Here is a 12,627-nt window from a genome sequence, read left to right on the forward strand (position 1 = left end):
CACCCATGAGCACAGAGACGTTGCCGGACACTCCACCGGACCTGCCGGGGGGCGGTCGCCCGGCGGAGGCCGCCCTCGACGCGCTGGAGTCCGAGGCCGTCCACATCTTCCGCGAGGTGGCCGGCGAGTTCGACCGACCGGTGATCCTGTTCTCCGGCGGCAAGGACTCCACCGTGCTGGTCCACCTGGCGCGCAAGGCGTTCTGGCCGGCGCCCGTCCCGTTCCCCCTGCTGCACGTGGACACCGGGCACAACTTCCCCGAGGTGCTGGAGTTCCGCGACGCCCTGGTCGCCGAGCTCGGCGTCCGGCTGGTGGTGGCCAGGGTGCAGGACTGGATCGACGACGGCCGGCTGACCGAGCGGCCCGACGGCACCCGCAACCCGCTGCAGACCGTGCCGCTGCTGGACAGCATCACCGAGCACCGGTTCGACGCGGTGTTCGGCGGCGGCCGCCGCGACGAGGAGCGGGCGCGCGCCAAGGAGCGCGTCTTCAGCCTGCGCAACGCCTTCGGCCAGTGGGACCCGCGCCGGCAGCGGCCGGAGCTGTGGAACCTCTACAACGGCCGGCACCGGCCCGGCGAGCACGTGCGGGTGTTCCCGCTGTCGAACTGGACCGAGCTGGACGTGTGGCGCTACATCGCGCGCGAGAACATCCAGCTCCCGTCGATCTACTACGCGCACCGGCGCGAGGTGTACCGCCGCGACGGCATGTTGCTGACCTCCGGCCCGTGGGGCGGGCCGCGCGAGGGCGAGGCGGTCGCGGAGCGGACGGTCCGCTACCGCACGGTGGGCGACGGCTCCTGCACCGGGGCCGTGGAGTCCGAGGCGCGGACCATCGCCGACGTGATCGCCGAGGTGCAGGCCAGCCGGCTCACCGAGCGGGGCGCGACGCGCGCCGACGACCGGCTGTCCGAGGCCGCCATGGAGGACCGGAAGCGAGAGGGCTACTTCTGATGACGCGGGAGCGATCACACAGCACCGTCGACCTGCTGCGGCTGGCGACGGCCGGCAGCGTGGACGACGGGAAGTCGACCCTGGTCGGCCGGCTGCTGTACGACACCAAGTCGGTGCTCGCCGACCAGCTCGACGCGGTCCACCGGGCCAGCGTGGACAGGGGCCTGGCGACCCCGGACCTGTCGCTGCTGGTCGACGGCCTGCGCTCGGAGCGCGAGCAGGGCATCACCATCGATGTCGCCTACCGCTACTTCGCCACGCCCCGCAGGTCCTTCGTGCTCGCGGACACGCCGGGGCACGTGCAGTACACCCGCAACACCGTCACCGGCGCCTCGACGGCGCAGCTCGCGATCCTGCTCGTGGACGCGCGCAAGGGCGTGGTGGAGCAGACCCGGCGGCACGCCGCGGTGCTCGCGCTGCTCGGCGTGCCCCGGCTGGTGCTCGCCGTCAACAAGATCGACCTCACCGGCTACGACGAGACCACGTTCGCGTTGATCGCCAAGGAGTTCACCGCGCACGTCACGGCGCTGGGCTACGAGGAGAGCGCGGTGCTGGCGGTGCCGGTGTCGGCCCTGCTCGGCGACAACGTGGTGGAGCGCTCCGGGCACACGCCCTGGTACGACGGCCCGACCCTGTTGGAGCACCTGGAGACCGTGCCGGTGCGGGAGGACCCGGACGACGCGCCGTTCCGGTTCCCCGTGCAGTACGTGATCCGGCCCCGCACCGCCGAGCACCCGGACTACCGCGGCTACGCGGGCCAGGTCGCCTCCGGCGTCGTGCGACCGGGACAGGAGATCACCCTCTACCCGTCCGGCCTGCGCAGCCGGGTCACGCGGATCGACACCCCGGACGGCCCGCTCGCCGAGGCACGCGCCGGCCAGTCGGTCACCCTGCTGCTTGCGGACGACCTGGACATCGCGCGCGGGGACCTGGTCGGCGCCGGGGAGGCGCCCCAGGTGACCGACGAGCTCGACGCGACGCTGTGCTGGCTCAGCGAGAAGCCGTTGCGCGCCGGCGCGCGGGTGCTCGTCAAGCACGGCACCCGCACGGTCCCGGCGATCGTCACCGAGCTGTCCGCGCTGTTCGACGAGCAGAGCCTGTCGGTGTCGGAGACCCCGCAGGCGTTGTCCCTCAACGAGATCGGCCGCGTCCAGCTCCGGACCGCCGAGCCGCTGCCCGTGGACCCCTACACCGCGTTGCCCCGCACCGGAGCGTTCCTGGTGGTCGACCAGGCCGACGGCGGCACGGTCGCCGCCGGCCTCGTCGGCGCGCCGCTGCCGGTGCTGGAGACCCGTCGCGCCCTCGTCTCCCCTGGCCCGTAACCCCGCGAAGGAGATCGCAGTGCGTCTCGCCGCCGCTGCCCGTCACCCCCGTCACGGTCGCGTCCTGACCCTGCTCGTCGTCGTTCCCCTGCTCGTGGCGCTCGGCGCGTGCACCCGCGCCGACCGGGGGGCCGACGCCGACGCCGCCACGGACAAGGGCCCCGCCGCCGAACTGCGGCTGGGCTACTTCCCGAACGTCACGCACGCGTCCGCGCTCATCGGCGTGGACAAGGGGTTCCTGGCCAAGGAACTGGGCTCGACCAAGCTGACCACGCAGTCCTTCAACGCGGGTCCGGACGAGGTCAGCGCGCTGCTCGGCGGCTCGCTGGACGCCGGCTTCATCGGCTCCGGCCCGGCCATCAACGCCTTCGCGAAGTCGCAGGGCGAGACGGTGCGGCTGGTCGCCGGGGCCACCTCCGGCGGCGCCCAGCTCGTGGTGCGGCCGGGCATCACCGCGCCGGACGGGCTCCGGGGCCGGGTGATCGCCACGCCGCAGCTCGGCAACACGCAGGACGTCGCGTTGAAGAAGTGGTTGGCGGAGAAGGGGTTGGCCATCGGCGACGGGTCGGACAAGGTCCGGGTCACCAACGCCGACAACCCCCGCACGCTGGAGGCGTTCCGGGGCGGCGAGGTCGACGCCGCCTGGCTGCCCGAGCCGTGGGCGTCCCGGCTGGTGCTGGAGGCCGGCGCCCAGGTGCTGGTGGACGAGCGCCACCTGTGGGAGGGCGGCCAGTTCCCGTCCACCGTGCTGATCGTCCGCACGCGGTTCCTGCGCGAGCACCCGAGGACGGTCGAGGCGTTGCTGCGCGGGCAGCTCGCCGCGACCGACTGGGCCGCCGCGAACGGGGCCGAGGCGCGGGCCGTGGTCAACCGGCAGCTGGAGAAGCTCACCGGCAAGGCGCTGAGCCAGCCCGTGCTCGACCGCGCGTTCGCCGGGATCCAGCTCACCACCGACCCGCTGGCCCGCACCTTCCCCCGGCTGGCGAAGGACGCGGTGACCGCGGGCGTGGTCAGGAGCGCGCCCGACCTGGCCGGGTTCGTCGACCTCCGGCCGCTCAACACGGTGTTGGCCGCGGGTGGGAGGCCGCTCGCCGACGCCGCCGGACTCCAGAAGTAGCCGCAGGGACCAGCAACACTGCAGGAAGGCAGGCCGAGATGACCGCCACACTGGAGATAGCACCACCGCAGTCCCCCGCGAGCGTGGCCGTGCGGCTGACCGACGTCCACAAGTCCTTCGGGCACGGCCCGCAGGCCGTCACCGCCCTGGAGGGAGTCGACCTGCGGGTCGGTCTGGGGGAGTTCGTCTGCCTGCTCGGGGCGTCGGGCTGCGGCAAGACCACCCTGCTCAACCTGGTCGCCGGGCTCGACGAGCCCAGCGCGGGCGACGTCGTGACGCACACGGCGCGTCCGGCCGTGATGTTCCAGGAGGCCGCGCTGCTGCCCTGGCTCACCGCGGCCCGCAACGTGGAGCTGCCGCTGCGGCTCGCCGGCGTCAGGAGGGACCGCCGGCGCGCCAAGGCGAGCGAGCTGCTGGAGCTCGTGCGGCTGCGCGAGGTCGGCGACAAGCGGCCGCACGAGCTGTCCGGCGGCATGCGGCAGCGGGTGGCGCTGGCCCGCGCGCTGGCCTCGACGCTCGGCGCGGCGGACGAGGACGCGCCGGGTCTGCTGCTGATGGACGAGCCGTTCGCGGCCCTCGACGCGATCACCCGCGACGTGCTCCAGGCGGAGCTGCTGCGGATCTGGCGCGCCACCGGCACCGCCGTGCTGTTCGTGACGCACGACGTGCGGGAGGCGGTCCGGCTGGGGCAGCGGGTGGTGCTGCTGTCCTCGCGGCCGGGCCGCGTGGTGCAGGAGTGGCCCGTCGACGGGCTGCGCGGCGCGGAGGAGCTGGCGGCGGTCGAGGAGATCAACGCCCGGCTCCGGGAGGTGATCAGCACCCATGCCGCGGCCTGACCTGGTGAACGAGCCCGGCGCCCCGACGGGCGGCGGGCGGGACCCCGGACTGGCCGCCGTCGAGGCCGGGCTGGACGCGCTGGACGCGCCGGCACCCGCCTCGCAGGGGCGGCGGGGGTGGCGCCGGACGCTCTCGGCGGCGCTACCCCCGCTGCTGGCCCTGGTCGCCTTCGTCGCCGTGTGGCAGGCGCTGTGGGCCTCGGCGCTGTGGCCGGAGTACAAGCTGCCGGCGCCGCTGGCGGTGTGGAACGTCGTGTGGGAGGCCTTCCGCGAGGGCGAGGCCCTGGGCATCCTGTGGACATCGGTGCACCGCGCGGTGATCGGCTTCCTGGTGGCGGTGGTCGTGGCCACGCCGTTCGGGTTGCTGGTGGCCAGGGTCCGGCCGGTGCGCTCGGCGATCGGCCCGCTGGTCACCGGGCTGCAGAGCCTGCCGTCGGTGGCCTGGGTCCCGGCTGCCGTGCTGTGGTTCGGCCTGAACGACGCGGCGATCTACTTCGTGGTGCTGCTCGGCGCGGTGCCCTCGATCACCAACGGGCTGGTCGCCGGGATCGAGCAGATCCCGCCGATCCTGCCGAGGGTGGGCGCCGCGCTGGGCGCGAACCGGTGGGAGTCCGCCCGGCACATCCTGCTGCCGGCGGCGCTGCCGGGCTACCTCGCGGGGCTCAAGCAGGGGTGGGCGTTCTCCTGGCGGTCGCTGATGGCCGCCGAGCTGATCGCCGTCTCCCCCCAGCTCGGCCTCGGCCTGGGCGCGTTCCTGCAGCACGGGCAGGCGCTCAGCGACATGACGCAGGTGATCGCGGCGATCCTGCTCATCCTGCTGGTGGGGATCGGGGTCGAGCTGCTGGCCTTCCGGCCGGTGGAGCGGCGGGTCCTGCGGGCCCGCGGCCTGGTGGGGGTGCTGTGACGACGGTGTCAGCTCCGGGGACGTCCCCGGGGTCGTTCGGGGAGTCGCTCGCGGGGGCGTCCCCGCCGCCGTGCGCGGCTCCCCTCGTCGCGGTGGCCCACGGCAGCCGCGACCCGCGCTCGGCGGCCAGCGTCGCGGCGCTGCTGGAGGTGGTCCGGGCGCTGCGGCCGGGGCTGGACGTGCGGCTGTCGTTCCTCGACCTGTCCGCGCCCCGGCTGACCGACGTGCTCGCGGGCGTCGCCGGCGAGGGGCACCGGCGGGCCGTCGTCGTGCCTCTGCTGCTGGGCGACGCCTACCACGCCCGGGTCGACGTGCCCGGCGCGGTGGCCGAGGCGACCGGCCGCCACCCCCGGCTGGAGGTGCTGGTCTCCGACGTGCTCGGGCCGGACCCCCGGCTGGAGTCGGCGGCGCTGCGCCGGCTGGCCGCGGCCGGCGCCCACCCCGGAGACCCGGGGATCGGCGTCGTGCTCGCCGCGGCGGGCTCGTCGCACCCGCCGGCCAACGCCGCCGTCGCCGACGTGGCGCGGCGGTGGGCGGCGGGCGCGGGCTGGGCGGGCGTCGAGGTCGCCTTCGCGGCGGCCGAGCCGGACGTCGCCAGCGCGGTCGCCCGGCTGCGGGCCCGCGGCGCCCGGCGCGTCGCGCTCGGCTCGTGGTTCCTGGCGCCGGGGCTGCTCCCGGACCGGGTCCGCGCGCAGGCGCGGGCCGTGGCGCCGGGGGCGCTGCTCGCGGACCCGCTCGGTCCTGACCCGGAGGTCGCCGAACTGGTGGTGCAGCGCTACCTGACGGCCGAGCCGGCCTCGACCGCGCGCTACGCCTGACCACCGGTCCGACCGCTGATCCGCTGATCCGCTGATCCGCTAGTTCGCCGTACGCGGGCGCGGGCTCACCCCAGCCCGAATCCCGCGCCCGCGTACGGCATCTCCCTCCGTCGACACGCGGTTCGCTCCCCGCTGTGGTTCGCTCCCGCTGTGGTTCCGTCGACGCCGCGGTTCTTCGACACTGCCCCGCTTGGCGGACCCGGGGTTGGGCCGACCGCGCACCCCGCACTGTCCGCTTTGCGGACAACGGACGATTGTTCAGGGGTTACCTGCTGGTAACACTCGGGGTCGCCGCCGCGCTCGTTGGGGACACCACGGAGCGGAACCATGAACCGAACCACCACGGCCGCCCTGCGCGGCCTTCTCACCACCGCGCTCACCCTCGTCCCGGTCGCCGCGCTGGCCGTGCCGGCCACCGCGGCCGCGCCCGGGACGACCGTGACCTACCAGTGCCGGGGCAGCGCCGCCGGCCAGACCGCCGACTTCGAGCTCAACCAGCCGCTGGAGACCAGCGCGCCGGCCACCGTCGCCCCGGGCGGCGCGCTGACCGTCGTGCTGGACCCCGCGCCCATCAGGATCCCGGGCGTCGTCGGCGGCCACAAGGTCAAGGAGGTCAGGAACGTCAAGCTCCAGGTCGCCGTGCCGGCGAACGCGAGCTACGCCTCGGCCAGCCTCTCCGGCGGCTCCGGGCTGAACAGCACGCCGTCGGTCGACCACGAGGACGGCGACGTCGTGGTCACCATTCCCGGGCCGATCAAGGGCGGGGCGGACATCGAGCTGCCCACCCTGAGCCTCGACCTCACCGCCGGCGACCGGGGCGTCATCGAGACCCGGCTCACCGGCAGCGACCACGACAACCCCGGGCTGACCTTCACCGCGACCATCCAGGTCGGGGTCTTCCCGGTCAACGCCCCGACGACGTGCTACCCCAACCCCAGCCCCACCCTCACGTCGACGACCATCGGCTGAGCCGCACCGGCGCGGGCCACCACCCCTGTGTGGCCCGCGCCGCCCGCCCACGGCGCCCTCGCCGCCGGCGCGGGCCACGGCTCACCGGAACTCCTTCTGCCCCACGCGAAACAGCTCGACCGCCGCCTGATCACGGCGCCGTCGCACCCCTTCCGCCATATCTGTCCACTATGGACACTCTTTCTCGCGCTCCGCGTGTGGTCGAGCAGCCGACGAGGAAGCACCCGGGGCACGCGGATCAGCCCGACGGAAACGAGGAGGCGGCGTCGATCCCGCTCCGCACTGTCCTACCCGGACAGCACTCGGGGGGCGGGTCGTCACCCCGGCGACCGCCACCCCGAGGTCTCCGGACCCCGCCGGGAACGCCGTCGACCAGTCCGCGCGGAACCGCAACGTCACAAGCAGAAGACGATCATCGACAGTGGACTGTCCCGAGCCCGATCATGGGGTTTCCCGACGTGCCACCGGAACCCGCCGACCGGCGGGCCGGCGCGTCGGGCGGAGCGGCCCCGGGGCTGGGCACCACACGTCGACCGCCGGGTCGGCAGTGCCTAGTGTTTGGTGGCCAGGCCGGTCGGCGCAGGGGAAGTGGAGATGCGGCAGCACGGAAAGCCGGAGATCACTCCGGAGATGCGACGGCGCGCCCGCGCCGTGCCCAACAACTGGCTGCTCGTCACCGACCCCGGCTACGACACCACGCGCGGCGTCCCGGCGGAGGCGGTGATCGGCCGCTACCGGGTCGACGCGCGCGGCGAGATCACCGGCGAGTACGTCGCCAACCCCCGCTACCAGCCGCTCCCGGACACCCGGGCCGAACGCCCGTCGTCGACCCCGCCGCCCAGGATGTCGCCGACCAACGACCTGGAGCGGGTCATCCAGGCGGTCGCCACCGGGGCGAGCCCGGAGTCGGCGTTGGTCGAGGCGCTGCTCGACCACGAGATCCTGGTGCTCATCAGGGGGCAGAGCCAGCGGGGCGGCCTGGTCGCGGCGGTGGTGACGGAGAACCCGGCCGAACCGCCGGTGGTCCAGGCGTACACGTCGTACCTCCGCCCACCCGCCGGCGCCGGGGTCTACCGGTGCCAGGTCACCGAGTTCGTCGACCTGTTCCGCCGCGCCGACCTCCGGCTCAACCCCGGCTACGAGCCCTCGGTCGTGGTCCGCGGCGCCCAGGTCGTCGCGGCGGTGGAGGCGCGGTCGTCGGCCGCCGGGCCCGAGCTCAGCGACGAGGCCAGGGAGCAGGCCCGCCAGGCGCCGAACGGCTGGCTGTACGTCGCCGACCCGTTCTTCGACGGCTACACCGAGGAGATCCCCACCTGGGGCTACGTCGGCGGCTACCGGGTCGACGAGCACGGCGAGGTCACGAGGGACTTCCACCCCAACCCGGACTACCGCCCCTCGCCGCGGAGCCTGGGCTGGCCGCCGGCCGAGAACGAGCTGGAGGAGGCGCTCCAGCTCGTCGCCACCGCCTACCTCCACCCGTCGGCGCTCGTCAACGCCCTGCTGCGGCACCGTTTCCTCCTGCTGGCGGAGCGCACGTCCGAGACCACGCGCCGGTTCTTCGCCGGGCAGGAGGAGGGCACCGACCTGCCCGTCATGTCCGCGTTCACCTCGGCGGGCCTCCTGCCCCCTGACGCGCCCGGTTCCCAGGAGGTCTCGGTCGGCGAGATCCGCGACCTGCTCCAGGGCGTGGACCTGCGGCTCAACCCGGACCACCCGGCGACGTACCGGGTGTCCGGCCCGGAGCTCGTCGCCGCCCACGACCAGGCGGTGGCCGAGCACCGGCCGCAACCACCCGCCCGCCCCGACCACCCCGGGCAGGCCGACCACCCCGGGCAGCCCGGGCCCGCCCCGACTCCGGCCGGCGACGCCACCGAACGCGTTCCGCACCCCGCCGCGCGGTCGTCGGAGTCGTCGGAGTCGTCAGAGCCGTCGGGGTCGTCGGAGCCGGCCGGCGACGGCCCCCCACCCCGGGACGCGCCGACGGAGATCATCGAGAAGCTGCCCCCCGAAGCCGCGCCCCCGCCCCCGGACTCCCCCGCGCCCCGCCCCGCCCTCGACCGGGACGAGCGGTTCCTCGGGAGCGTCCTGGCCGGGGCGGTCGGCGACGCGCTGGGTTTCGGCGTGGAGTTCCTCGACATCGGCCAGATCCGGCAGCGCTACGGCGACGCGGGCATCACGGCGTTCGACCTGTCGCACGGCCGGGGCGGGGAGATCTCCGACGACACCCAGATGACGTTGTTCACGCTGGAGGGCCTGATCCGGGCACACGTCCGGCGACGCCGGGGGGAACCCGCCGACGACGTCCGCGTGCTCCAGCACGCCTACCAGCGGTGGCTGCACACCCAGGGCGCCGACTGGCCCACCGCCGGCGGGTCCTTCGCCCGGCACGCCGAGCAGCCGGACGGCTGGCTCGTCCACCAGCGGGGGCTGTTCGCGGTCCGCGCGCCGGGCAGCACCTGCCTCGCCGCGTTGAACCTGTTCACCCGCACCGACGAGCCGGGCACCTTCGAGCACCGGCTCAACGACTCCAAGGGCTGCGGCGGCGTCATGCGCGTCGCCCCGGTCGCGCTGTGGTCGGAGGACCCCGCCGAGGTGTTCGACCTCGCCGCGCGGGCGGCGGCGCTGACCCACAGCCACCCGAGCGGCTACCTGTCCGCCGGGGTCCTCGCCGCGATCGTGCACCAGCTCGTGCGCGGCGCGGAGCTGCCCCCGGCGGTCGAGCTGGCCCGCTCGCTGCTCGTGACCAGGGAGGGGCACGACGAGCAGCTCCAGCTGCTGGACCGGGCGGTGGAGCTCGCCGGCCGGGGCCGGCCGACCCCCGAGCTGCTCGCCGAGCGGCTCGGCGGCGGCTGGGTCGGGGAGGAGGCGCTGGCGATCGGCCTGTGCGCGGCGCTGGCCACCGACTCCGCCGCCGACGCCCTCGTGGTCGCGGTGAACCACTCCGGCGACAGCGACTCCACCGGCGCGATCTGCGGCAACATCGTCGGGGCCGTGCACGGGACGGCGGGAGTTCCGCCCGCCATGCTGGAGAACCTGGAGCTGCGGGACGTGATCGAGACCCTGGCCCAGGACGCCCTGCGCGAGTTCGGCCCGCAGCCCCCCACGACCGACGACTGGTTCCACCGCTACCCGGGTTGGTGATGACGACGAACTGGGCGGACAGGGTTCTCGGCTGCCTGTTGGGCGGCGCGCTCGGCGACGCCCTCGGCGCGCCGGTCGAGTTCGCCGCGCTCGACGAGATCCGGGCGCGGTTCGGCCCGCACGGCCCCGACGCGCCCGCCGAGGCGTTCGGCCGGCGGGGCGCGATCACCGACGACACCCAGATGACACTGTTCACAGTGGACGGTCTCGTCCGCGCGGGCGTCGCCCGCCGGTTCCGCGGCGAGCGCGACCCCCTGCTCCCGGTCCAGCACGCCTACCAGCGGTGGCTGCACACCCAGGGTGTGCCGTGGGAGGAGGCGGCGGGGCCGTTCCTCGCCGACTGCCCCGAGCCCGACGGCTGGCTGGTGCGCGTCCCCGAGCTGTTCGACCGCCGCGCGCCGGGCAAGACCTGCCTGCGGTCCCTGGACACCTTCGCCCGCACCGGAACGCCGGCCACCTTCGCCCACCGGATCAACGACTCCAAGGGCTGCGGCGGGGTCATGCGGGCCGCGCCGGCCGCGCTGTGGAGCACCGACCTCAGCGAGGTCTTCCGCGTCGGCGCGACCATCGCCGCCCTGACCCACAGCCACCCCAGCGGTTTCCTGCCGGCGGGCGCGCTCGCCGTCATCGTCCGCCAGTTGCTGTGGGACCAACCGCTGGAGCGCGCGCTGTGGTCGGCCATGGCCGAGCTGCGCCGCTGGCCCCGGCACGAGGAGACCGAGACCGCCCTCCACCGCGCCTTCCAGCTCGCCCAACGCGGTGCGCCCGCGCCGGAGGAGGTCGAGCGGCACCTCGGCGGGGGCTGGGTCGGCGAGGAGGCGCTCGCCATCGCGCTGTGCGCCGCGCTGGTCGCCGACGACGACGTCGAACTGGCCCTGCGGATCGCGGTCAACCACAGCGGCGACAGCGACTCCACCGGCGCGATCTGCGGCAACATCGTCGGGGCGACGCTCGGCGCGAGCCGGTTGCCGGCCCGTTGGCTCGCCGGGTTGGAGCTGCGGTCGGTCATCGAGGAGCTGGCCGGGGACGCCGCCGCCGAGTTCGGCAGCACCCCGCCCCGCGACGAGGAGTGGCTGCGCCGCTATCCCGCCTGGTACGACGGGTTCACGCCGGCTCCCGACACCGAGGCGCCCACGCACATTCTGTCCACTGTGGACGGATCGGGCGCCGGAGACGCGCCGGGGCGGGCAGAGCGCGTGCTCGGCTGCGTCCTCGGCGGCGCGGTCGGGGACGCCCTCGGCTACGCGGTCGAGTTCGACCCCCTGCCCAAGATCCGGCAGAAGCACGGCGACCAGGGCCTGACGGACTTCGTGGACGCCTACCGCCCGGCGGGGTCGATCAGCGACGACACCCAGATGTCGTTGTTCACGCTGGAAGGTCTGATCCGGGCGCACCTGCGGAAGCGACTGACCGGCGAGGACCGCACGACGCACGAGATCCAGCACGCCTACCAGCGGTGGTTGCACACCCAGGGACAGGAGTGGGCCGAGGTCGCCGGACCGTTCCTGGCCACACATCCGGAACCGGACGGGTGGCTTGTCGCCACCAGGGCGTTGTTCCAGCGGCGCGCGCCCGGCCACACCTGCGTCAACGCGTTGCAGCGCTTCGCCGCGGGCAACGAACCGGGCTCGGTCACGAACAAAATCAACGACTCCAAGGGTTGCGGCGGTGTCATGCGCGCGGCGCCGGCCGCGTTCGTGGCCACCGACCGGAGCTCCGCGTTCCGCCTCGGGGCCGACCTCGCGGCGCTCACCCACACCCATCCCAGCGGCTACCTGTCCGCCGGCGCGCTCGCGGTCATCGTGTGGGAGCTGCTCCGGGGCGTCCCCCTGACCGACTCCGTCCACAGTGCACTGTCCGAACTGGAGGATTGGGACGGTCACGAGGAAACGACGCGCGCGCTGGGGAACGCGCTGCGCGTGGCGGCCGGCGGAGTGCCGACGCCGGAGGAGGTGGAGGCCCGCCTCGGTCTGGGCTGGGTGGGCGAGGAGACCCTGGCGATGGCGGTGTGCGCCGCGCTGGTCGCCGGCGACGACGTCGAACTGGCCCTGCGGATCGCGGTCAACCACAGCGGCGACAGCGACTCCGTCGGGGCCGTCTGCGGCAACATCCTGGGCGCGGCGCTCGGCGTGCGCCGGCTCCCCCGCCGCTGGCTCGACCGCCTGGAGCTGCGCGAGGTCATCGAGCGCCTGACCCTGGACGCCCTGGCCGAGTTCGGCCCCACCCCGCCCACCGACGAGGAGCACCTGCGCCGCTACCCCGTCGGCGTCAGCCACGTGCCCCAGCCCGCCCAGGAGCCGCACGCCGCGCCGCACCCCGCGCCGGACCCGGCCAGCTCGGCACCAGAGCTCGCCAACGACTCGTCAGGCGAGGACACACCAGCCGAGGAGGAACGGCTGCTCGCGCTGTGGCGAACCTTCCGACAAGGTTCCGGCGATCTGCCGAAGACCGTCGAGCTGGCCCTCCACGTCCTCGCCGACGCGATCGACACCAATGCCGAACTCCGCGCAGCGGCCAGGAAAACCCCGTCGGACCAGCCCTGACGTCGAGGCCGGCGCCGGGAGCCG

At 74.6% G+C, this 12,627-nt stretch carries 9 protein-coding genes; all 9 read left to right on the top strand.

Annotation, left to right across the window (positions count from 1 at the left end; genetic code table 11):
• The first annotated feature begins 5 nt into the window (after positions 1-5).
• The 9 genes from cysD (at position 6) to BUE43_RS35110 (ending at position 12,603) form a co-directional block, all read left to right on the top strand.
• Positions 6-953: a sulfate adenylyltransferase subunit CysD gene (gene cysD, locus BUE43_RS12165; protein WP_083959585.1), complete on the top strand. Its 948-nt coding sequence runs from the start codon at positions 6-8 to the stop codon at positions 951-953.
• Positions 953-2,275: a sulfate adenylyltransferase subunit 1 gene (locus BUE43_RS12170; RefSeq protein ID WP_073482203.1), complete on the top strand. Its 1,323-nt coding sequence runs from the start codon at positions 953-955 to the stop codon at positions 2,273-2,275. The genes cysD and BUE43_RS12170 overlap by 1 nt, the downstream gene beginning before the upstream one ends.
• 19 nt (positions 2,276-2,294) lie before the next feature.
• Positions 2,295-3,392 carry an ABC transporter substrate-binding protein gene (locus tag BUE43_RS12175; RefSeq protein WP_083959586.1) on the top strand — a complete coding sequence of 366 codons (1,098 nt, stop codon included), beginning with the start codon at positions 2,295-2,297 and terminating at the stop codon, positions 3,390-3,392.
• Between the two features lie 38 nt (positions 3,393-3,430).
• Complete coding sequence (locus BUE43_RS12180; protein ID WP_073482205.1) at positions 3,431-4,228, top strand: ABC transporter ATP-binding protein; 798 nt, start codon at positions 3,431-3,433, stop codon at positions 4,226-4,228.
• Complete coding sequence (locus tag BUE43_RS12185; protein WP_073482207.1) at positions 4,215-5,132, top strand: ABC transporter permease; 918 nt, start codon at positions 4,215-4,217, stop codon at positions 5,130-5,132. Before BUE43_RS12180 ends, BUE43_RS12185 begins: the two co-directional genes overlap by 14 nt.
• A gap of 92 nt (positions 5,133-5,224) precedes the next feature.
• Complete coding sequence (locus BUE43_RS12190; protein ID WP_073482210.1) at positions 5,225-5,950, top strand: sirohydrochlorin chelatase; 726 nt, start codon at positions 5,225-5,227, stop codon at positions 5,948-5,950.
• 327 nt (positions 5,951-6,277) lie between these two features.
• On the top strand, positions 6,278-6,919 hold the full coding sequence (locus tag BUE43_RS12195; protein ID WP_073482212.1) for a hypothetical protein: 642 nt from the start codon (positions 6,278-6,280) through the stop codon (positions 6,917-6,919).
• Between the two features lie 594 nt (positions 6,920-7,513).
• Positions 7,514-10,060, top strand: coding sequence for a type VII secretion system-associated protein (locus BUE43_RS33410; protein WP_143174103.1), 2,547 nt, complete (start codon positions 7,514-7,516; stop codon positions 10,058-10,060).
• Entirely contained in the window at positions 10,060-12,603 is a 2,544-nt protein-coding gene (locus BUE43_RS35110; protein ID WP_073482216.1) for an ADP-ribosylglycohydrolase family protein, read from the top strand. Before BUE43_RS33410 ends, BUE43_RS35110 begins: the two co-directional genes overlap by 1 nt.
• Positions 12,604-12,627 lie beyond the last annotated feature (24 nt).

It is taken from the genome of Streptoalloteichus hindustanus (assembly GCF_900129375.1).
In the GTDB taxonomy this organism is placed as follows: Bacteria; Actinomycetota; Actinomycetes; order Mycobacteriales; family Pseudonocardiaceae; genus Streptoalloteichus; species Streptoalloteichus hindustanus.

Coding starts and splice junctions, on each gene's coding strand:
- BUE43_RS33410 (WP_143174103.1), top strand. CDS start 7,514: ATGCGGCAGCACGGAAAGCCGGAGATCACTCCGGAGATGCGACGGCGC.
- BUE43_RS12180 (WP_073482205.1), top strand. CDS start 3,431: ATGACCGCCACACTGGAGATAGCACCACCGCAGTCCCCCGCGAGCGTG.
- BUE43_RS12170 (WP_073482203.1), top strand. CDS start 953: ATGACGCGGGAGCGATCACACAGCACCGTCGACCTGCTGCGGCTGGCG.
- BUE43_RS35110 (WP_073482216.1), top strand. CDS start 10,060: ATGACGACGAACTGGGCGGACAGGGTTCTCGGCTGCCTGTTGGGCGGC.
- BUE43_RS12195 (WP_073482212.1), top strand. CDS start 6,278: ATGAACCGAACCACCACGGCCGCCCTGCGCGGCCTTCTCACCACCGCG.
- cysD (WP_083959585.1), top strand. CDS start 6: ATGAGCACAGAGACGTTGCCGGACACTCCACCGGACCTGCCGGGGGGC.
- BUE43_RS12185 (WP_073482207.1), top strand. CDS start 4,215: ATGCCGCGGCCTGACCTGGTGAACGAGCCCGGCGCCCCGACGGGCGGC.